General features: G+C 52.9%; 17 protein-coding genes and 1 riboswitch. Of the genes, 5 read left to right on the forward strand and 12 right to left on the reverse strand.

Annotation, left to right across the window (positions count from 1 at the left end; all coding sequences use genetic code 11):
- Window positions 1-61 precede the first annotated feature (61 nt).
- The 6 genes from ACQ0MK_RS16930 to cobU all read right to left on the reverse strand — a co-directional run bounded on the left by ACQ0MK_RS16930 (window position 62) and on the right by cobU (window position 8,872).
- A complete protein-coding gene (locus ACQ0MK_RS16930; protein ID WP_430473604.1) occupies window positions 62-1,642 on the reverse strand; it encodes a cobyric acid synthase in 1,581 nt (526 codons plus the stop codon).
- Window positions 1,643-1,701: 59 nt separating this feature from the next.
- Window positions 1,702-2,328 carry a cob(I)yrinic acid a,c-diamide adenosyltransferase gene (gene cobO / locus ACQ0MK_RS16935; RefSeq protein ID WP_430473605.1) on the reverse strand — a complete coding sequence of 209 codons (627 nt, stop codon included), beginning with the start codon at window positions 2,326-2,328 and terminating at the stop codon, window positions 1,702-1,704.
- A gap of 198 nt (window positions 2,329-2,526) precedes the next feature.
- Window positions 2,527-3,228 carry a hypothetical protein gene (locus tag ACQ0MK_RS16940; protein WP_430473606.1) on the reverse strand — a complete coding sequence of 234 codons (702 nt, stop codon included), beginning with the start codon at window positions 3,226-3,228 and terminating at the stop codon, window positions 2,527-2,529.
- A 180-nt stretch (window positions 3,229-3,408) separates the two neighbouring features.
- Window positions 3,409-7,170 carry a cobaltochelatase subunit CobN gene (gene cobN / locus ACQ0MK_RS16945; protein WP_430473607.1) on the reverse strand — a complete coding sequence of 1,254 codons (3,762 nt, stop codon included), beginning with the start codon at window positions 7,168-7,170 and terminating at the stop codon, window positions 3,409-3,411.
- Window positions 7,171-7,269: 99 nt separating this feature from the next.
- A complete protein-coding gene (cobW, locus tag ACQ0MK_RS16950) occupies window positions 7,270-8,310 on the reverse strand; it encodes a cobalamin biosynthesis protein CobW (RefSeq protein ID WP_430473608.1) in 1,041 nt (346 codons plus the stop codon).
- Between the two features lie 34 nt (window positions 8,311-8,344).
- Entirely contained in the window at window positions 8,345-8,872 is a 528-nt protein-coding gene (gene cobU, locus ACQ0MK_RS16955; protein WP_430473609.1) for a bifunctional adenosylcobinamide kinase/adenosylcobinamide-phosphate guanylyltransferase, read from the reverse strand.
- Window positions 8,873-8,929: 57 nt separating this feature from the next.
- Window positions 8,930-9,119, reverse strand: a riboswitch (cobalamin riboswitch).
- A 242-nt stretch (window positions 9,120-9,361) separates the two neighbouring features.
- On the opposite strand from cobU, the gene ACQ0MK_RS16960 reads away from it, so the two are divergent.
- Window positions 9,362-10,036 carry a hypothetical protein gene (locus ACQ0MK_RS16960; protein ID WP_430473610.1) on the forward strand — a complete coding sequence of 225 codons (675 nt, stop codon included), beginning with the start codon at window positions 9,362-9,364 and terminating at the stop codon, window positions 10,034-10,036.
- 87 nt (window positions 10,037-10,123) lie between these two features.
- Here ACQ0MK_RS16960 and ACQ0MK_RS16965 read toward each other — a convergent pair whose 3' ends face one another.
- A complete protein-coding gene (locus ACQ0MK_RS16965) occupies window positions 10,124-10,735 on the reverse strand; it encodes a histidine phosphatase family protein (RefSeq protein WP_430473611.1) in 612 nt (203 codons plus the stop codon).
- 68 nt (window positions 10,736-10,803) lie between these two features.
- Window positions 10,804-11,634, reverse strand: a complete 831-nt coding sequence (gene cobS / locus ACQ0MK_RS16970; protein ID WP_430473612.1) for an adenosylcobinamide-GDP ribazoletransferase — start codon at window positions 11,632-11,634, stop codon at window positions 10,804-10,806.
- A gap of 245 nt (window positions 11,635-11,879) precedes the next feature.
- On the opposite strand from cobS, the gene cobT reads away from it, so the two are divergent.
- Window positions 11,880-12,908, forward strand: coding sequence for a nicotinate-nucleotide--dimethylbenzimidazole phosphoribosyltransferase (cobT, locus tag ACQ0MK_RS16975; protein WP_430473613.1), 1,029 nt, complete (start codon window positions 11,880-11,882; stop codon window positions 12,906-12,908).
- 60 nt (window positions 12,909-12,968) lie between these two features.
- Here cobT and ACQ0MK_RS16980 read toward each other — a convergent pair whose 3' ends face one another.
- Window positions 12,969-14,261, reverse strand: a complete 1,293-nt coding sequence (locus ACQ0MK_RS16980) for a hypothetical protein (protein ID WP_430473614.1) — start codon at window positions 14,259-14,261, stop codon at window positions 12,969-12,971.
- Between the two features lie 307 nt (window positions 14,262-14,568).
- Here ACQ0MK_RS16980 and ACQ0MK_RS16985 point away from each other — a divergent pair, with 307 nt between their 5' ends.
- Entirely contained in the window at window positions 14,569-15,153 is a 585-nt protein-coding gene (locus tag ACQ0MK_RS16985) for a D-sedoheptulose 7-phosphate isomerase (protein ID WP_430473615.1), read from the forward strand.
- A 66-nt stretch (window positions 15,154-15,219) separates the two neighbouring features.
- Window positions 15,220-16,692: a D-glycero-beta-D-manno-heptose-7-phosphate kinase gene (rfaE1, locus tag ACQ0MK_RS16990; RefSeq protein WP_430473616.1), complete on the forward strand. Its 1,473-nt coding sequence runs from the start codon at window positions 15,220-15,222 to the stop codon at window positions 16,690-16,692.
- On the opposite strand, the gene ACQ0MK_RS16995 is transcribed toward rfaE1, so the two are convergent.
- The 3 genes from ACQ0MK_RS16995 to ACQ0MK_RS17005 all read right to left on the reverse strand — a co-directional run bounded on the left by ACQ0MK_RS16995 (window position 16,689) and on the right by ACQ0MK_RS17005 (window position 18,646).
- Window positions 16,689-17,330 carry a nucleotidyltransferase family protein gene (locus ACQ0MK_RS16995; RefSeq protein WP_430473617.1) on the reverse strand — a complete coding sequence of 214 codons (642 nt, stop codon included), beginning with the start codon at window positions 17,328-17,330 and terminating at the stop codon, window positions 16,689-16,691. The genes rfaE1 and ACQ0MK_RS16995 overlap by 4 nt on opposite strands.
- On the reverse strand, window positions 17,327-18,343 hold the full coding sequence (cbiB, locus tag ACQ0MK_RS17000) for an adenosylcobinamide-phosphate synthase CbiB (protein ID WP_430473618.1): 1,017 nt from the start codon (window positions 18,341-18,343) through the stop codon (window positions 17,327-17,329). The genes ACQ0MK_RS16995 and cbiB overlap by 4 nt, the downstream gene beginning before the upstream one ends.
- 105 nt (window positions 18,344-18,448) lie before the next feature.
- Entirely contained in the window at window positions 18,449-18,646 is a 198-nt protein-coding gene (locus tag ACQ0MK_RS17005) for a hypothetical protein (RefSeq protein ID WP_430473619.1), read from the reverse strand.
- Window positions 18,647-18,778: 132 nt separating this feature from the next.
- Here ACQ0MK_RS17005 and ACQ0MK_RS17010 point away from each other — a divergent pair, with 132 nt between their 5' ends.
- Window positions 18,779-19,786: a sirohydrochlorin chelatase gene (locus ACQ0MK_RS17010; protein WP_430473620.1), complete on the forward strand. Its 1,008-nt coding sequence runs from the start codon at window positions 18,779-18,781 to the stop codon at window positions 19,784-19,786.
- Window positions 19,787-19,819: the final 33 nt, after the last annotated feature.

Below are 19,819 nucleotides of genomic sequence, written 5' to 3' on the forward strand. Positions count from 1 at the left end.
CGCCAAACGCACGATTTTCACTGTTTTGACCCGAACGTGTGTCGCAAATCCAAAAGACCGATTACATCCCGCGAGTTTTGGCCAGTTCAAACATACCGTCAAGGTCCAGACAGGATTCCAGATGATCGGCCAATTCATCAAGGGCTGCGTCGATTCCAGCTTCGAAATGCGTGCCCCGATTTACATCCCTTGCACTGATCATTGCCAAAAAGGCGTGGCGGAAATCGTCACTGCCAAACAAGCCATGCAGATAGCAGCCCAAAACCCGACCATCGGCGCTGATTGCGCCATCATTGTTCACGCCCGAGCCATCTGTTCGGTCATCTGAACTGCCGCCTGAAACACCATCAAGGGCCAGCCAGCTCCGCGCCCGATCCGGGCCGTTTGTCTGCCCCATATGGATTTCATAGCCTGACACCGCAATATCCGCAGCAATCGGGCCAGTATCACCGTTTGGCGGACCACAGGTGGCGCCACCGGTCTTACGCAGTGTCTTGTCACCGGCCATAACCGTTTCAACATCAAGCAAGCCCAGAGCTGCTTCACTGCCCGGTGCGCCTTCGACCCCATGCGGGTCGTGGACCATCTTGCCCAGCATCTGATAACCGCCACAAATACCGATCACATGCCCACCACGCCGATGATGGGCCAGAATGTCGATATCCCAGCCTTGGTCTTTCAAAAAACGCAAATCAGCCAAGGTTGATTTTGATCCGGGCAACAGCACCAAATCACAGCCTGCCGGGATCACCTGACCGGGCTTAATAATCAGAAGTTCAACATCATCTTCGGCCGCCAATGGATCAAGGTCATCGAAATTGGCAATACGCGGCAAATGGGGAACAGCGATGCGAATGGTTGCACCTGCATCCGCGTCATTATTGCGTTGATATTTCGCGGCTTTTTCCAGTGCAACACCGTCTTCCGCCGGGAGCTTATAGGCTCCAAGCCAATATGTTGCGATACCGTAACTTTTTAACCCGCACTGATCAGCGATAATGTCGGTGGCCGACTCAAACAGGGATACATCACCGCGAAACTTGTTAATCACATATCCCTTTAGCCAGTGCCGATCGCCGTCAGACAAAAGCGCATATGTCCCAACGATGGAGGCAATCACACCCCCACGATCAATATCCCCAACCAGAATAACCGGGACTTTGGCAGCCTCGGCAAAGCCCATATTGGCAATGTCGGCGGCACGTAAATTGACCTCGGCGGGGGATCCGGCCCCTTCAACCAACACAAGATCGGCATCCTTTGCCATGATCTCGAAGCTTTCGATCACCTTGGGCAGGATATCACGTTTCAGCCGGTAATAATCACGCGCCTTGGCACTGGTCAGGACTTTGCCCTGCACCACGACCTGTGCGCCAATGTCGCTTTGGGGTTTGAGCAAAACCGGGTTCATATGCACCGTCGTTTGCACACCAGCAGCACGGGCTTGAAGTGCCTGAGCACGGCCAATTTCACCGCCATCATCGGTGACAGCGGCATTGTTGGACATATTTTGCGGCTTAAACGGGCGCACCCGCAGACCACGACGGGTAAATGCACGGCACAATCCGGCCACCAACAAGGATTTCCCAACATCCGAGCCGGTACCTTGCAGCATCAGGGCAGGAACAGATTGCGCATTCATTGCGGTTTCAAAACCTTCTTGTCAGAAGCGAAGTCAGGGTGACTTGCCAATTTCCGCGATCAGAATTCGACGCCAATCTGCGCCTTGATCCCTTGTTCACGGAACGGATGTTTGATCATGGTCATTTCCGTGACCAAATCGGCCGCCTCGATCAAGGTATCGGGGGCATTGCGCCCGGTCAGAACCACGTGCTGATCAGGAAGCTTTTCAGCCAATGCGCCCAAAACATCCTCAAGCGGCAGGAAGTCATAGCGTAGAACGATATTAATCTCGTCCAAAATCACCATCGAGAAGCTTGGATCGCGCATCATTTCCAAGGCCTTGTTCCAGGCTTCGCGGGCAAGGGCGATATCCTGTGCACGGTTCTGGGTTTCCCAGGTAAAGCCCGCGCCCATGGCATGGAATTCACATAGATCGGGAAATTTTTTCAGCAATTTGGCTTCGCCGGTTTCCCAACCGCCCTTGATAAACTGAACCACACCAACCTTCATGTCGTGACCAACACAGCGCATCGCCATGCCAAAAGCCGACGATGATTTGCCCTTACCCTTGCCGGTATGAACAATGATCAGGCCTTTTTTATCGATCTTTTGGGCCATCATTTTGTCGCGCGCGGCCTTGATTTTCTTCATTTTCTCGTCATGGCGCGCATTGATATCGACGTCTGGCTGGCTTTTATCGGTCATGGTTTTATCCCTTTGAATTTCGCCCCCACAATGCGGCGAAATCACCCTTGGGATCAAGACTGTTTTACGGTTTCCAGTCCGTTCGAACCGGGTAACCACAAACGAAAAGTGCGGCCCCATGGACCGCACTTTTCTCCGCCCTTTGGCGGTTTCTCCCCACCCATGGAAACGGGTTGGCAATAATCTTGTCCTGACACCTTACCAGATCGCACCCTGATGCGGGGACAGACCAAGATCCCCGGTCACCAGATCGGCCCATTTATCGGGTTCGCGCATATCAATATTGCGCAGTTCCGGTCGGCGCATCCGGGCCTTGTTAAACAGTTGCAACCGATCGCCCGGAGACATCCGGCGCAACCGCATCAAGGCGGTGCGCACGGCTTCGTTTCGGGCATGAACCGGGGTCTGGAAGCTGCGTTCGACCACTTCAAGGCGACGTTCAAGCCAATCGCGACTGATCACAACATTTTCGATCAGGGATTTGAATTCGCGAACCACCGGGAAATGATCAAGGGCAATATGGGCGACAGAAATGGCGGTGCGCCAGACCTGACATTCGACCCCTTGAAGGTAACGCCAGTAAATCCGTACCTTTGCCTCGATCTCGATTTTGGTTTGGTCGGGACCGGGAAGATGACGGGCAAGTTCCGTCATGCCGTCGCTAAATTCATCAAAGCTGACCGGGCGATGCACACCGTTGAAGCGTTCACGCAAATCCAGAACCGCGCGGATGGCCCCACGTGCAGGACGATAACGGCCCTGTCCGTGCAAATCAGCCCGCAGCCAGTCTGGCATGTCGCAGTCAGAAATCAGGAAGTCAATTGCGTCTGCGTGCCCTTTGTGGGCAGGCAAAGGCGTTTGCAAATAGTCAGGCAAACGAACGTTGGTCTTGTTTTCCATCGCGGCCTCCTATCATCTGGATCAACCTGCTTCCCGGCAGGTGTCCGAAAGGGGTGCCCCGTCCCTCACAACTTATTAACAGTTGGTTAATTGAGATATGGTGCGAAAACGTAACGTTTCAACTCCTACTATTGTTCCGACAGTAAACTTCTTGTGAATCCGGTGTGTTACCCGGGCGGCTTATGCTTGATCGATCAGGTTCGTTGCAACGCTGTTGCGGCGTGGCTGCCATAGTCCGCGTTCAATGGCCTCGCGCAGGCGGTCCTGAATATCGCGAAGTGCATCGGGATTATGCTGTTCGATGAAATCGCGTACCTCGGCATCATCAAGATAGGCATCATAGACCAGATCAAAATGATGATCGGCCACACAGCGTGCCGTTGCGGCAAAGGCAAACAGGTAATCCACCGTCGCAGCGATTTCAAATGCGCCCTTATAACCATGGCGCATCACACCCTTGATCCATTTCGGGTTCACAACCCGGGCCCGGACCACACGGGCGATTTCTTCTTCCAGTGTTCTAATTTTCGGGCTTTCGGGGCGGGAATGGTCGCTGTGATAAACGGTCGGTTGTTTGCCCGACAGACTGCGCACAGCAGACGTCATTCCGCCTTCGAACTGATAGTAATCATCGGAATCAAGCAGATCATGTTCGCGGTTATCCTGATTATGGACAATCGCATCGACCTTCGATAACCGGGTTTCAAACAACCCACGGGCAGCCGTGCCTTCTGCCCCGTTGCCATAGGCGTAGCTTCCCCATGCAAGATAGGCATCGGCAAGATCGTCTTCGTCTTCCCACAGTTTTTCATCAATCATGGCCTGTAGCCCGGCGCCGTATGCCCCGGGTTTGGAGCCAAAGACACGGAAGCCTGCCTGTTGGTCGGCTTCTTCTGCACTGACACCCTGCCCACGGAGTTTTTCGGCCTCGGCGGCAACGCGTTTGGCAATCGGGTTGATGTCAGCGGGCTCATCCGTCTGATGGGCGACTGCACGCACTGCACTGTCAAACAGATCAATCAAACCGGGAAATGCATCGCGGAAGAAACCCGATATGCGCAAGGTCACATCTACACGCGGCCGACCCAGAACCGATGCCGGCATGATTTCAAACCCGGTCACCCGGCGCGATGCGCTATCCCATGTCGGGCGTACCCCCATCAGGGCGAGTGCCTGTGCGATGTCATCGCCGCCGGTGCGCATATTGCTGGTTCCCCAAACCGAAAGGCCAAGGGCACTGGGCCATTCACCATGGTCCTGCACATGACGTTCAAGCAGCAACTCAGCCGATTTCCACCCCAACTGCCACGCAGCCGGGGTCGGGATTGTTCGGGTATCAACCGAATAGAAGTTCCGCCCGGTCGGCAAAACGTCCGGGCGACCCCGGGTCGGTGCCCCCGATGGGCCGGGTTCAACGAACTTACCGGCAAGACCGCGTAACATACCGGAAATTTCGGCGGCCCCACAATTGGTTACGGCTGGTCGTATGTTCGTTTCGATATCAGAAATAACTTCACAGACCGATGTCCATGCAGGATCAGACTTTACAGATCCACGCACCAGATCGCTGGCCAATAATTCAATCCGTTCCACCGTATCGCCACTGGTTCGCCACGGCCCAACATCATAATGGTCAAGAATGGCGGGCTTTGCCCCCGTCCAAAATTCGCCAAACGCACAATCAAGCGGATCAAACCCCGCATCGCCCAGAATATCCTTGGCGATTGCGCGATGAAGCGATGCCTTTGGCCCATGATCCGCCCCGCGTGGCAGGCGGGAAAGTGCGACCAAAAGATCAGTCAAAAGATCACCTTCGGGTGCCTTACCAAAGATGTGCAGACCATCGCGGATTTGAAGTTCTTTTAGTTCACATAGATAGTTATCAAGCTTGGCAAGCGCACTTTCTTCATCTTCACCCGCTTCGATCCCACAATCACGATCCAGCCCAATACGAATGGCAAGTTCGAGAATATCGCGCTTTAGGATAACCAAGCGCCGTGGATCAACCGCGGCTGCCTCGTAATATTCATCAACAAGTGCTTCAAGGTCTTTAAGCGGGCCATAGCTTTCAGCGCGCGTTAAAGGCGGGGTTAAATGATCAAGGATCACGGCCTGTGCGCGGCGCTTGGCCTGTGTGCCTTCGCCCGGATCATTGACGATAAACGGATAGAAATGCGGGGTCGGACCCAAAACCGCTTCGGGGAAGCAATCTTCGGACAGGGCCAATGATTTGCCCGGTAGCCATTCCATATTGCCGTGTTTGCCAAAATGAATGATCGCATCGACACCAAACTCATGACGCAGCCAGATATAAAACGCGAAATAGTTATGCGGCGGCACCAAGTCAGGCGAGTGATAGCTTTCAAGTGGATCAATATTATAGCCACGTGCCGGCTGTAACCCGACCACGACATTGCCCATTGGCAGGATCGACAGCGCGAAGCTTTCAGAATCACTTAGGTAAAATGGATCAGTTTTCGGATCGCCCCATGCATCAATCACCTGATCGCGGACCGATTTCGGCAGGGCATCAAATGCCGCCTGATATGCCGCCAATGGCAATGTCACCCGGATTTCACGATCCGAGAGTGATTTGAAATCATTGGTTGGCCCGGCCTTAACCGCTGCAATCAGCGCATCGCCATCAAGCGGCAGATTATCGATCCGATAACCATCATCCTGCATGGCACGCAGGGTTTCAATCATCCCGGCCGGGGTATCAAGCCCGACGCCGTTACCAAGTCTTGCATCCTTGTTGGGATAGTTCGCCATGACCATCGCCACCTTGCGCCTGGCGGCATCGGTTTTGCGCAGACGCACCCAATTGGCGGACAATTTGGCGGTAAAAGCCACGCGATCCCGGACAGGGATATATTTCACCAGATCAATCTGGGTCAGATCATCCTTACCCGCCGATCCCTTAAACGATATTGCCCGTGCCAAAATGCGCCCGTCCACTTCGGGCAGGGCGACATTCATCGCAATATCGCGTGCGGCAAGCCCATTGACGCCATCGCGCCAAGCTTCTTCGCCACCGCCCGAAAGCACGACCTGAAATACCGGTGCATCGACGACATCAAACGGCCCATCTTTTCGTTCTGAACCCGGAACGGATAGCGCAAAGCCCGTGGTATTAAGGATCAAATCCGCCTTGGTTTCCGCAAGCCAGTCACTGACCAAAGCTGCCGCCAGCGGATCTTTGAGGCTTGCGACAAAAATTGGCAGCGGATTCAAGTGATTGGCACGAAGCTCTTCAACCAGCGCATCAATGACATCCAGATTTGCCGCCTGCACCAATGAACGATAGAAGATAATCGGCGTAACCGGTTGATTTTCAATCCATTCCGCACGCACATCATCCAAGCTGGCCTGTGATTTTCCCGGCCAATATCCCCCCGCTTTTACCAATGGTGCGGCAGGTCCCCATTTCCAGCTCACCTTTAAATTTAATTTTTCGTATATAAGGAGAAGTAAATTTTCGGAATTTTGCGGGCCACCTTCAATCAGATAGCGCCAGATTTTCTGATATTCGCGGCCCTTGAGCGTTGAAAGCGACAGCAATTCTGCATCGGGTTGATCATCGCCCGGCAACAAGACCAACGGGATGTCTTTGGATCGGGCCAAGGCAACCAATTGTTCGATGCCATATTCCCAATATCCGCGCCCCCCAAGAATGCGGACAATGATGAATTTGGCATCGTTAAGCACGTCATCGACGTATAGATCGACCGACATATTGTGACCAAGCTGCAGAAGGCTTGCCAAACGCAAGGATGGCACATCTGCCCCAAATGCATCGCATAGGCGTGCTTGCGCCCCGGCCAGACAGGCAAGCTCGGACTCGGCAGCAGATAAGATCACGACGTCGCCGGGCTGCTGCCCAAGGTCAACGGCCTCACTGCCATCTGTCACCAGTCCGGGTTGGGCTGCAAGTAAATGCATCTGGATTTTCCGTCTTCTTTAAGTCGTAAGATGCACAGATACCGGATGATCAATGCCATCCGGTATCTGAAATTCTGCCCTTTTGGGCTTTGATTGTCCTCAGGCGGCTTTGATCGCCGTCTCAATCGCGGCACGGTCCAGGCCATGCAGGCCAATCACCACCAGTTCGGACCGGCGGGTTTCACCATCCGACCATGGACGGTCAAAATACCGCTGGAACCGTTCGCCAACACCCTGAACCACTTGACGCATCGGTTTGCCCGGCACATCCAGGAATCCTTTGATCCGCAGCACGTCAAATTGACGCACAACATCCACCAGACGCTTTTCCAAAGAAGCCGGATCGTCAATCGCATCAAGCGAGACAACAAAGCTGTCGAAATCATCATGATCATGTTCATGCCCATCATCGTGATGGGACGGGCGGCTATCAAGATCATCTTCTGCAGCAGCACCAAGGCCCAGCAAAATAGCGTTTTCGACGCGCGAATGCTCGGTCGCGATGATTTTGACAGACGGCTTTTTCAACTCGGCACGGATATCAGCTTCGACCTTGGCCCGTTCTTCGACCGTCAAAAGATCGGTTTTGTTCAAAATGACGATATCGGCACAATGAAGCTGTTCTTCAAACAGTTCTTCAAGCGGGCTTTCATGGTCAAGATTGTCATCCGCTTCGCGCTGGGCCTGAACCGCATGATGATCATGGGCAAACAAGCCATCGCGCAAAGCAGCACCATCAAGAACCGCAACCACACCATCAACCGTCACGCGCGACCGGACTTCCGGCCAGTTAAACGCCTTGACCAACGGTTTTGGCAATGCCAGCCCAGAGGTTTCAATAACAATGTGATCCGGTGGGGTTTCGCGATCAATCAGTGCGCGAATGGTTGGTAGGAAATCATCGGCAACCGTGCAGCAAATGCAGCCATTGGCAAGTTCAACAACATCATCTTCAGCACAGCCTTCAATGCCACAGCCATTAATGATGCCGCGATCAACACCAAGATCGCCAAATTCATTAATGATCAAAGCAATACGTTTGCCATTGGCATTTTCCAGCATATTGCGGATCATGGTCGTCTTGCCCGCACCCAGAAAACCGGTAATGACGGTTGCCGGGATTTTTCCCACTTGTGCCATCTTTAAAATCCTTAAATTTCAATTATTTATGTTGCTATTTGACCTGCATCGGTATGCCCGCGACCACCAAGGTCACCCTGTTTGCCAGTTCGGCAATGCGCTGATGCAGCCGTCCGGCATGATCGCGAAAGGCCCGTGCCATCGCATTTTCCGGCACGATTCCAAAACCGACCTCGTTGGACACCAGAAGAACCGGAATGTCCAATACCGGTACAAGATCACAAAGCATTGTGATTTCAGCATCGATATCGCGGTCTTCAAGCATCAGGTTGGTCAGCCACAAGGTCAGACAATCAACCAATACCGGCTTGCCTTCTTGCACATTACAGGTGCGAAGAGCTGCGCAAAGATCGGTCGGTTCTTCAATTGTGTGCCAAAGATCGCCGCGTGATTGTTTGTGAAGGTCAATGCGGTTGGCCATTTCATCATCCCAGGCCCGCCCGGTCGCGATATAGATCCCGCCACCTGCCTGATTGATGATGTTTTCGGCAAACCTGCTTTTGCCGGATCGAGCGCCCCCAAGGATCAAATGTATCCCGATAAGCGGTTCTGCTTGGCTCATTCCATAAGTTCCTCGCCATGGCCTCCCACCGAGGCCCGATTGCGTCGCCACCCCGATCAGGAAGTGACACCTTCGGCTGGTTTCCTGGCTGCGGGCATGAAAGCGATCCGCCTTCCCGGTTTCCCGGTGGCTGGTGTCGTGCAATGCACACACCTGGATCGCCCAACCCGATACAGTTGCGGGGGCAGCATCGGCTTTGCACCGATTTCCCATCACCGAATGGCGTGCCGAACCTAGCAGGTTTGCCCTTTAAGCCAAAGGGCATTCTCCATCAGATCAGGGACCCTAGCCGGATGGTCAGTATTTGTAAGAATTGCCTGCTTGAGGGCAGCCCTTGTTTAAGAGAACATCATATTATCACGCTGGAATAGGAAAGCGGAAAAACCGCCCGTCAGTGATGGTCGCCGGGAATAAAACAAACACACCCGGTTGGTTGCAGAAAGCTGCGACATGAAACTCTTGGGGTTAACTGGAATTTTGCAAAATCCAATGGCAATTAATGCGCACTTACCGAAAATCCGAAAGCTGAACACACCAACCTGGATCACATCATCACGCAAGGAGATGTGGCTTGGGCTGCTGGACCGTCTGAATTCAGACAACCGGTCTTTTCAGAACTTTCTGGAAGAATACGCAACGGATAGTGACATCACACTGGCCCGTCGCGACGTTCGCGATATCTTTGCTCTGGATGCTTCAAAGGGTGTGATTGCGACCATTATCTGGTCCCATGCACGCGGCATCCGCGTCAATGCCTTGTCGCTGCTTGTCCGCGACTTACCGACATTGATCACCTTGATGTCGATTTCAGACTTCGGCGCAGAAGAATTGAACGAATTGCTGGCTCAGCCCGGCATCTCGGTCCCGACGGCAAGCAAGATGCTTTCGGCTTGTGGCAAGACCTATCGCGGGATGACGGCAGCGATCATTGACGACAATGTCATTCAGGCGATTGAAAACACGCCGCTGGCCGAAGACTTCCCGAATGTCACCAAACTGCGCAATAAATCGCGCAGCCGACCAATGCCTTATTATGAAGCCTATCTTCAGGATGTCGCCGCGATCTGTGAGAAACATGACATTACACCAGATATGCTTGACCGATATCTGGCAGAAGATGCCTTGCGGGATCTCGCGGCGAAACCGGAACTGCAAACTGCGTAAGTCCAGATAAGGGGATCTCATCTGATCCAAACGGCATCAATCCGTGCGCGGTTGGTACCGTTGTCGTGTTGGCGATTGTGATGACGATTAATAGCGTTGATTAACGGCAGTCACCCGCCAACCCGGCTCCTCAACGCCCGTGATATATTCAAGCTTGGTCAAACCCAACGTATCAATGTGAAATGACAGGGCCGCTTCAAGCGACAGACCAAGCGCATTGGCCATAATCGCCCGCACTGTGCCGCCGTGAATAACCGCGACAATATCGCGCCCGACCCAATATCGGTTCAAACGGGAAAAAAGCGGACCGACGCGGTCAACCACATCTGAAAAACTTTCGCCATTTGGTGGTTGTTGACGGGCAAAGTCCGTCCAGAATTGTGTGGTTTCACCTTTGGGAAGATCATTCCAGTGTTGCAGTTCCCACGCGCCAAAATGCTGTTCGGCAAAGCCGCTTTCGCGGGTTGGGATGACGTCTTCGTCGATGAGTTCCTGAAGCTTCAACGCTGTATCAAGGGTGCGCGACAAATGGCTTGTCACCCAGACGGCATCACGGGGCAGATGACGCGCCACGGCCCGCAAGGCCTTTTCATCAGACAAATCAACCGGCATGTCACTGCGGCCGTAAACCAAACCTTCTGGATTCTCAACTGGTGCATGGCGCACCAGCCACCAACGCGTTGTTTCAGGTTTAATCATGCCATCCTCGGAACTGATCCGCCGCCGACATCCAACAGGGTAATTTTGAATGCGCGATCATCATAGCATCAGACCCCACCCATCACCGCGATAAATGCAATCCCGGCAAACAGTTCAGCACTGAGTTGAGTTGCACCAAGCACGTCCCCCGTTTGCCCACCAATCTGCCATCTGGCAACCAAAGCAACGATGAAAATGGCGATTACAGTTCCCAAAAAAATCGCCAAAGTGGCTGTAATCCCGGCCAACGCCCCAACGATTGTGATCGCAATGACAAATCCGATGACCATTGGCAGCAGGCCCGGTTGACCCGCCCCTTTGCCCAACCCGTTATCGCGAGCAGGTGGCAAAACGCGCATGACAATCGGCATTGCCGCGCGTGACATAACCGCCGTACAAAGCAACAAAGTCGCCGCCAGACCGATATTTGCCGCAGTATACAGCAAGGTCAGACGTAAACTGAGACACAGGATCAAGGCAACAACCCCGTATGTCCCGATCTGACTGTCGCGCATGATTTCAAGCTTACGCGATCGTTCCACGCCACCGCCAAAACCATCGGCGCAATCGGCCATCCCGTCTTCATGCATCGCCCCGGTCAGAAGCACCATTGATGCCACCGCAACGATGGCAAAGATCATGGTATTTTCGGTCAAATAATTGACCAGCATGGCCGGCAAAAGGGCCAGTCCTGCCAAAAACAAGCCCACCAGCGGCCAACACCAAACCGACCGCGCAATCATGACCGGGCGAAAATCGTCAATGTCGAAAACGGGTACCCGGCTCAGCAGCGCCATCGCACGCCAAAAATCCGACATTACCGACGTGCTGGCATAGGTCGTTGCAGTTGAACCAGCAGAACCCTCTGACGCATCGCGCCGTTCATCCGGACTTTGCATATTTGTTTCGTTTTGATTATGATCTTCGGGTACCATCAAATTCCGATTTTCGAACTGGCAATCTGTTGCGCATGAGCCTAGGGTCAGGCTGATTTCTTGGTCCGTTATACTTTAAATGCCCGTCATGTTCTGGCAAACGGCGGAAGGTAAAACGCACCAAGCAATTGGTTTTAGAACCTAATCTTAACCACCAGATAAGCCAAGCGGAACAGGCATTCATCGATTTGCCGCAGCCGGAGACCAGCATGTTCAATCCCAAGCACCCGCCCCAGAGCCTTGAAGAAATTCGCACCCTTCTGACCGACCTGCCGGCCGTTGATGACGAAGCGCAGGCCGCTGTGCGTAAACGCGAACCGACCCTGACCAAGCCGTCGGGATCTCTTGGCCGCCTGGAAGATTTCAGCTTGTGGCTTTCCGGATGGCAGGGAAGTTCACGCCCGAATATGACACGCCCGCGCGTCACCGTCTTTGCCGGCAGTCACGGTGTTGTCGCACAGGGTGTGTCGGCTTTCCCGGCCAGCGTGAACCATCAGATGGTCGAAAATTTCATCAATGGTGGTGCTGCCATCAACCAGATTTGCAAATCGGTCGATGCCGAACTGCGTGTCATGGAAGTCGCCCTTGAAATCCCGACCAATGATTTCAGTCAGGAACCGGCCATGGATGACGAAGGCTGTGCCGAAGCCATGGCCTTTGGCATGAGTGCAATTGAAAAGGGTCTTGATCTGTTTGTGCCCGGCGAAATGGGCATTGGCAACACCACGGCAGCTGCGGCCATTTCCCACGCGCTTTATGGTGGAAATGCTGCGGACTGGACCGGTCGCGGGACCGGGATTGATGACGCTACCTTAATCCTTAAAACCCGCGTTGTAGGCGATGCCATCATTTTGCATAAAAACCAGATGCATGACGGGCTTGACATTCTGCGCTGTGTTGGTGGACGCGAAATTGCCGCCATGGCCGGGGCAATCATTGCCGCGCGCTTTGCCCGCGTGCCTGTCTTACTGGATGGCTATGTTTCCTGTGCGGCGGCAGCAGTTCTGGCCGCCATGCGCCCCGATGCGCTTGATCACTGCCTGGTCGGGCATGTATCCGCTGAACCCGGTCATGAACGCTTGCTTGAAAAACTTGGCAAAGAAGCCCTGATCAATTTCGGGATGCGCCTTGGTGAAGGATCAGGTGCAGCCCTTGCCATTCCGCTTTTGCGGGCGGCGGCGGAATGCCACAACAGCATGGCAACCTTTGAAAAAGCCGGGATCGACGGCAAGGAATAAAACGGCTGGAACACACGCTTGTTTTAACCGCCATGGAAAATAGTGCCAATCAAGTTGGCGCTATTTTTTTGTCCGCTCGTTCATCAGGTGTTCGACATGGCGGCCCTGGAACATGGTGATATTGACCGAGTGACCAAACTTGATCGCCCGTTCGTCATCACACCTACACAGGATCACGCGGGTATCGCCTGATTCGGCAACGGCGGCACGCATGGCTTCGCGGTGTTCTTCATCCATGTTTTCCATCTCGACATCCCAGATCATCTTGATCATATCAACGCCGATTTTATTACGATTGATATAGGGCAGAGACAGATGGCTTATCCCGTCAATGCAGATGCGATACCCACGGTCACGACAGAAATCACGGGCAAAGAAAAAGGCCCCAAGGTCCGCAAAAATATCGATCTTTTGCAATTCAAGCACAATGGTACCGCGTTGCCCAGCCTTAACATTGCTATCGAATGTCAGGAAATCCGGTGATAGCAGGGTCGATACATTCAAATTGATACTGACCGATCCGGTAACCGACGCATCATTGCTTCGGGTCAAAAGCGACAACATCCGACGGTCAAGAATTTCGGTCAGGTGCTGAAACAGCCAGCGGTTTGAAAGCACATTGACGTCCGGCAGCAGCGTTTCCTGCAAATCTTTGATCGATATGAATAATTCGTGGAAAACCGGCGTTGGGTTGGCATCACCCACCACGGCACAAATCGCCTGTCTGCGCATCAGGTTGGACAAATCCGCACGCCGCAGCGATTCATCAATGCGGCCAAGAATTTTGGGCGTCAGAGGCTGCCGGTCATCGCCATATTCGGGATGATCGTTATGACGTTCGGCCGCCTTGCTCACCACCCGCGGGCGATTGGCGTTTGAACGCACCAGCATCTGGGTCAGGTGCAGGAAATCTTTGTATTGCTGACCAACATCGAAGTAATCGGTGAAATTGGCAGGTGCGCCACTTTCATCCTTGTTTTCTCCGATTAACGGATCGTCGTTAAACAGGAATTTCAGACGGAAAATGACGGCATTGACCTCATCCATTTCCGCAGCGTCGAAAATGAAAATAAGATCCTGATTTGACAGGGTAAAGATACGACCGGTGACTTCCGGCACGATTTCTTCAAAAGCGGCAATGGCCGTGCGGATATGATGATCACGGCGGTTAAACGCCAGCAATTTTGAAAAATGCACATGAATCGCACCAACGCCGTCCTTGCGCCGCTCTAGGCGTCGCACATAGTCAACGAGGAAGGCTTCAGGTGATGGAAGTGCGTTATCAGACATAAATGCAATGACCAGATTATTGTTTTGCCAGAAACGGAGCCGATAGCCTGTCAGTCCCAGCATAGAGCCTGTCGATTAACAGGTTATGTATTTAGCATTCATGGCTATTGAAACCAAACGCGAAAATCGGACATTTTCACACATCCCACAAAAAGATAAGTCGTAGCTTTCCGCCATCCAAGCTGCTAGTTTCAGCCCGATTTTACATCAGATCGATCTGGGTTAAGAACGATATGTTGCGACGCAAGCGGATTCTGTTCAAAGGTGTCGTCTCTATCGCCTTTGAAACCGGTCAAGGTTCGACCATCGATTATTTCCGCGATTTGATTGCGAAACACGGCTAACACGACATTTCAGGACTAGATACGCTATGGATATCAATGCCTTTTTCGATGCCGAGTTTGACGAGCATCTTGATCTGGTCGACAAGACCCGTGAAGCCACCCGCGACGCATTTGTCGAGCTGGTTGAAATCTGTACCGATGCCTTGAATGACGGCAATAAATTGCTGTTGTTTGGCAATGGCGGGTCGGCAGCAGACGCCCAGCATATCGCGACCGAATTTACCGTTCGCTATATCAATGACCGCCGCGCCCTTCCGGCAATTGCCTTGACCACCGACAGTTCGGCCTTAACCGCAATTGGCAACGATTTTGGGTTTGATTACCTGTTTTCGCGCCAGATCGAAGCACTGGGCAACCCGGATGATGTCGCGATTGGCATTTCAACATCTGGCAACAGCAAAAACGTCAATCTTGGTTTGGCCAAGGCGCGTGAGATGGGCTTGATTGCGACCGGCTGGACCGGAAAAACCGGTGGCGATATGGTTGATTTGTGTGATCCAATCATGATCGTCCCAAGCAACACCACTGCACGCATTCAGGAAATGCACATCCAGCTTGGTCAGATGCTGGTTGGTGCGCTTGAACATACGCTTGGCTTGACCAAGAAGTAAGCGACCGGTCCCGATACCCACTCCCGATACCCACCAAAGCAAACGACAGAACAAAGACAAGATACCATGATTGATCTCAGCCATTTGGCCCGACAGGTTGAAGAACTTAGCAATGCCAAGGTTCTCTGTATTGGCGATGTGATGCTTGACCGGTTTGTCTATGGTTCTGTTACCCGCATCTCGCCCGAAGCACCGATCCCGGTCATCCGGGTCGAACGCGAAAGCGCAATGCTTGGCGGTGCGGGCAATGTGGCGCGCAATGCCACAGCACTTGGGGCGTCTGTCCAGTTTCTATCCTTGGTCGGCGATGATATTTCCGGGCGTGAGGTCATGGAATATGTTGCCAATGATAAGGGTGTTGAACCCTATATCCAGACCGAGCGCAACCGGCAGACCACGATCAAAACCCGCTATATTGCAAGCGGACAGCAATTGTTGCGATCTGACAATGAAACCACGGCAGATATCGCACCTGAGACAATCAGCAACCTCTCAGCCCTTGCCGGGCAACTGGCATCGGATGTCGCAGCAATCATTCTCTCGGACTATGGCAAAGGTGTTTTGCATGCCGATGTGGTCGCTGCCGCTATTAATGCCGCCCGCAGTGCCGGTAAACCGGTAATTGTTGACCCAAAAGGCAGCGATTACAGCATTTATCGTGGGGCAACCGTTGTCACCCCCAACCGCGCTGAAGCACAGGCCGCAACCGGTATTACAGTTAACAGCGATGAAGACGCCGTTGCCGCCGCAACCAAAATCATCACCGAATGTGGGATCGACAATGTTCTGCTAACCCGTAGCCAGGATGGCATGACCCTGGTCACCAAGGATGGCGAGGCCATTCACCTGCCGACCGAAGCGCGCGAAGTGTTTGACGTTTCAGGTGCTGGCGACACGGTTGTTGCCTGCCTTGCATCGGCAGTTGCCGCCGGATCAAGTCTGGCTGATGCCGCACGGATTGCCAATGTTGCCGCAGGCATTGTTGTTGGCAAAATCGGCACAGCGATTGTCTATCCGGATGAACTGGTTTCTGCCTTGCATCATCATGACTTGATGATTGGCGAAGCCAAACTGATGCCGCTTGATCGCATGGTGGACCGCGCTGAACGCTGGCGCCGTAAAGGATGTAAAGTCGGCTTTACCAATGGCTGCTTTGATCTTTTACATCCCGGCCATCTCAGCCTGCTAAAGCAGGCACACGCAAATTGCGACCGCCTGATTGTCGGGTTGAATTCCGATACATCGGTCAAACGGCTTAAAGGTGAAAGCCGCCCGATCCAGTCCGAAGCCGCCCGGGCTGCCGTGCTTGGATCGCTTGAAACCGTCAGCGGCGTGGTGATTTTTGGCGAAGATACCCCGGTCAAACTGATCGAGGCCATCAAGCCCGATATTCTGGTAAAGGGCGCGGATTACACCATTGATAAGGTGGTTGGTGCCGATATCGTCCATGGCTATGGCGGCAAAGTGGTTCTGGCCAATCTTGAAGATGGCTTTTCAACCACATCAACCATTGCCCGGATGAATAAAGACAAGAACTAAGGCCTGACACCCGTTTGGACGGAATGCAGTTTTTTGTCCACATCCGGCCAAGGTGTGACTTTTAAATCCGGCCATATTTTATGCCAGCGCGCGACTTTGGCCTCATAGACACCCCGGATGGGCAAAACATCATTGGGAATGACCTCTCCGTTTAGGACAAAATCAAGCCCAAACGGGGCATAGATCCGATAGTCGCCATTCCGCTCTTTGCGAAGTCCGATTGCGGTGGTTTGATAAGCAAACCGATCAATGCCGTCACTTGCCGAAGAAACCGGACCATAATCAAAACCATATTTTTTCGGATACCAGATCGGCACACGTGCCTGATTGCGAATTTCGATGCCGACCGGCAAATCCGCATATAATTCAAGACCCTGACGGATCACGTGATCCTCAGACTGCCAGGTTGTGTCGGGATCGAAATAAAAAACGTCGTAATCCGCGATATCAGTATGTGGGGCTTTTCCAGCCTTACCGTTCCATACCGATTGGGCCAAGCATCCCGCCGTCAGCCACCAATCCTCAAAGCCAAGCTGCGAAAACCGGTCAAGAATTACAGAGTTGAAGTGGTTCTGTAGGACGTAATCGAGAAATTCCGGTCCCTTGGGCATCTGATCGATCGGGCACCCCGTGCTCATAAGCCAACCCAAAGAAGCTTAAGCACAATCGGCCATGCTGCATTGATCAGACATGAGGTCGTATAAAGCGACAAGGCCCGATCAATATCGGCAGCACCTGCATCGCGCCGTCCGACACCGATATAGGGATCATCGACAATTTCATCGCCATATTGCCGTGGACCGGCAAGTGACAAGTCCAACGCCCCGGCAAAGGCCGCTTCCTGCCATCCGGCATTGGGGGATTTGTGCTTTTTGGCATCGCTTAGCATTATTTGCCATGCCGCTTTGCCTTTGGTTTTGGACCCGATTATCGCTGCGAGACAAATCACAGCACCCGCTATCCGGGCGGGGATGAAGTTGACCACATCATCCAGTCGTGCGGCAAAACGCCCGAAATACAAATAGCGCGCATTACGATGACCAATCATGGAATCAAGGGTGTTAATCGCCTTATAGACACAAATGCCAACCGGACCGGCAACCACATACAAAAACAGCGGAGCAACCACGCCATCCGAAAAATTCTCTGCACAACTTTCAATCGCTGCCCGGCTGACGCCAGCTTCATCCAGAGTATCGGGATCCCGCCCGACAATCATGGAAACGGCTTTGCGCCCGCCCGTAAGGCCATCTTTTTTAAGCGCAACCGAAACCGCTTTGACATGTTGATACAGGCCCTTTTGCGCAATCAGTATTGCGACCAACAGGACTTCAAACAGCCAGAACACGTCGCCAAATGACGACACAAACTGAACAACGCTACCCATCGCACCAGCGGCAAAAATCACCGCCAAACTTGTCAGCGTTCCCCGCAAGATCAGATCAGCGTGTCCGCGATCAGACTTATTCAAGCGCTTTTCGAACCAGATAATCAGGTTTCCGATCCAGACCACCGGATGGGAAATGCGCGAGAAAAGCCAGGGAAAGTCGCCAAATAGCCCATCCAACACCAGTGCCAGCACCAGTATTGTGAAAAGTGGTCCGGAGAATCCGGATGCAGGGATCAGAAAATCGATGAAGCTTGGTTCCATGGCCGCAATTTGCGGCGTGAGGACGACACCGTCAATCAGAATGCGTAGCGTGCAATGTTAAGCCCCTATATCGGCAACAGGAATTGCCATTTTGAAATGGCTTTGTTACAACAATTTCATACGAATTTTAATTTCGTCATACCCATACTGATCGGGCAAAGCCAAACCATCCACAATGACTTTCCATGCGTAGAACATGTCAGATGAAACCCGAATGATATAAAGCCAACCACAACATATTCGATATCGAAGGTCTTCCTGACCACAATAAGTAGTATTTTCGCCGCCGATGCGACTTGCCATACATCTTCTGTTACCTGCCGCTTGCATTCCGCAGGCCAATCGGTGAAAACGGGGGTGGCATCGGGTACCGCGATTGCGCAAAACGCGCGTCGCGATGAACACCATCAGAGAGAGACAAAGGAGCAGCCTTTTATGTCCCCCAAAGGCGCAGTAATGATTTGCGGTCATGGTTCGCGCGACGAACGCGCGGTTTCACAGTTCAACGCCATGGTTGAAACGATGAAACAGACCCACCTTGCCGACTATGATGTCGAAAGCGGCTTCCTCGAATTTGCCCACCCGATCCTGCGTGACGGTTTTGAAAAACTCAAAGCCAAAGGCCATAAAAAGATTTATGCCCTTCCGGGTATGCTGTTTGCCGCCGGTCACGTCAAAAACGACCTGCCAAGCGAAGTCAACAATTTCGCGCATGAAAATCCCGATATCGACGTTAAATTCGGCCGCGATCTGGCAATTGATCCAAAATTGCTGAGTGCCGCCAAAGACCGCATTGAAGAAGCCCTTGCCACCGTTAATGACAGCGTTGCGCGTGAAGACACACTTTTGATGGTTGTCGGACGTGGCACGAACGACCCGGACGCCAATTCAAATGTCTATAAGGTCGCGCGCATGCTTCAGGAAGGCCTTGGTTTCGGACGCACCGAAATCAGCTATTCCGGGGTTACCCATCCGCGGGTTAATGCGGGCCTGCGCGAAGCCATGAAACTGGGGTACAAACGGGTTGTCGTGTTCCCGTACTTCCTGTTCGCTGGGATTTTGATCGACCGGATTTACACCCATACGGATGAAGTCGCCGCTGAATTTGGCGATGTCGAATTCATCAAGGCAGCCTATCTCAAGGATCACCCGATGGTGCTTGCAAGCTTTGCTGAGCGTCTGGCCGAAATTGATACCGGCGACAACAATATGAACTGTCAGCTGTGTAAATATCGCGAACAGATCATTGGCTATGAAGGCGATGTTGCCACCCCGCAGGTTGGCCATCATCATCATGTGATGGGCATCGGGACGGACGGCCATAGTCATGGGCACAGCCACGGACATCATCACGATCATGGACACAGTCATGACCACGGGCACAGCCACGATCACGGCCATTCCCATTCTCATGATGATGCAAAAAAGCCGACCGGTTCATAACCGGTCGATCCCGACCCTCTGAAAGGCGCGGCA

The sequence above is a fragment of the Thalassospira lucentensis genome, from assembly GCF_050516545.1.
In the GTDB taxonomy this organism is placed as follows: domain Bacteria; phylum Pseudomonadota; class Alphaproteobacteria; order Rhodospirillales; family Thalassospiraceae; genus Thalassospira; species Thalassospira lucentensis_C.

Excerpts from the sequence above, each read along its gene's own strand:
- ACQ0MK_RS16930 (WP_430473604.1), bottom strand. The coding sequence starts at position 1,642 with ATGAATGCGCAATCTGTTCCTGCCCTGATGCTGCAAGGTACCGGCTCG.
- cobO (WP_430473605.1), bottom strand. The coding sequence starts at position 2,328 with ATGACCGATAAAAGCCAGCCAGACGTCGATATCAATGCGCGCCATGAC.
- ACQ0MK_RS16940 (WP_430473606.1), bottom strand. The coding sequence starts at position 3,228 with ATGGAAAACAAGACCAACGTTCGTTTGCCTGACTATTTGCAAACGCCT.
- cobN (WP_430473607.1), bottom strand. The coding sequence starts at position 7,170 with ATGCATTTACTTGCAGCCCAACCCGGACTGGTGACAGATGGCAGTGAG.
- cobW (WP_430473608.1), bottom strand. The coding sequence starts at position 8,310 with ATGGCACAAGTGGGAAAAATCCCGGCAACCGTCATTACCGGTTTTCTG.
- cobU (WP_430473609.1), bottom strand. The coding sequence starts at position 8,872 with ATGAGCCAAGCAGAACCGCTTATCGGGATACATTTGATCCTTGGGGGC.
- ACQ0MK_RS16960 (WP_430473610.1), top strand. The coding sequence starts at position 9,362 with ATGGCAATTAATGCGCACTTACCGAAAATCCGAAAGCTGAACACACCA.
- ACQ0MK_RS16965 (WP_430473611.1), bottom strand. The coding sequence starts at position 10,735 with ATGATTAAACCTGAAACAACGCGTTGGTGGCTGGTGCGCCATGCACCA.
- cobS (WP_430473612.1), bottom strand. The coding sequence starts at position 11,634 with ATGCAAAGTCCGGATGAACGGCGCGATGCGTCAGAGGGTTCTGCTGGT.
- cobT (WP_430473613.1), top strand. The coding sequence starts at position 11,880 with ATGTTCAATCCCAAGCACCCGCCCCAGAGCCTTGAAGAAATTCGCACC.
- ACQ0MK_RS16980 (WP_430473614.1), bottom strand. The coding sequence starts at position 14,261 with ATGCTGGGACTGACAGGCTATCGGCTCCGTTTCTGGCAAAACAATAAT.
- ACQ0MK_RS16985 (WP_430473615.1), top strand. The coding sequence starts at position 14,569 with ATGGATATCAATGCCTTTTTCGATGCCGAGTTTGACGAGCATCTTGAT.
- rfaE1 (WP_430473616.1), top strand. The coding sequence starts at position 15,220 with ATGATTGATCTCAGCCATTTGGCCCGACAGGTTGAAGAACTTAGCAAT.
- ACQ0MK_RS16995 (WP_430473617.1), bottom strand. The coding sequence starts at position 17,330 with ATGAGCACGGGGTGCCCGATCGATCAGATGCCCAAGGGACCGGAATTT.
- cbiB (WP_430473618.1), bottom strand. The coding sequence starts at position 18,343 with ATGGAACCAAGCTTCATCGATTTTCTGATCCCTGCATCCGGATTCTCC.
- ACQ0MK_RS17005 (WP_430473619.1), bottom strand. The coding sequence starts at position 18,646 with ATGGCAAGTCGCATCGGCGGCGAAAATACTACTTATTGTGGTCAGGAA.
- ACQ0MK_RS17010 (WP_430473620.1), top strand. The coding sequence starts at position 18,779 with ATGTCCCCCAAAGGCGCAGTAATGATTTGCGGTCATGGTTCGCGCGAC.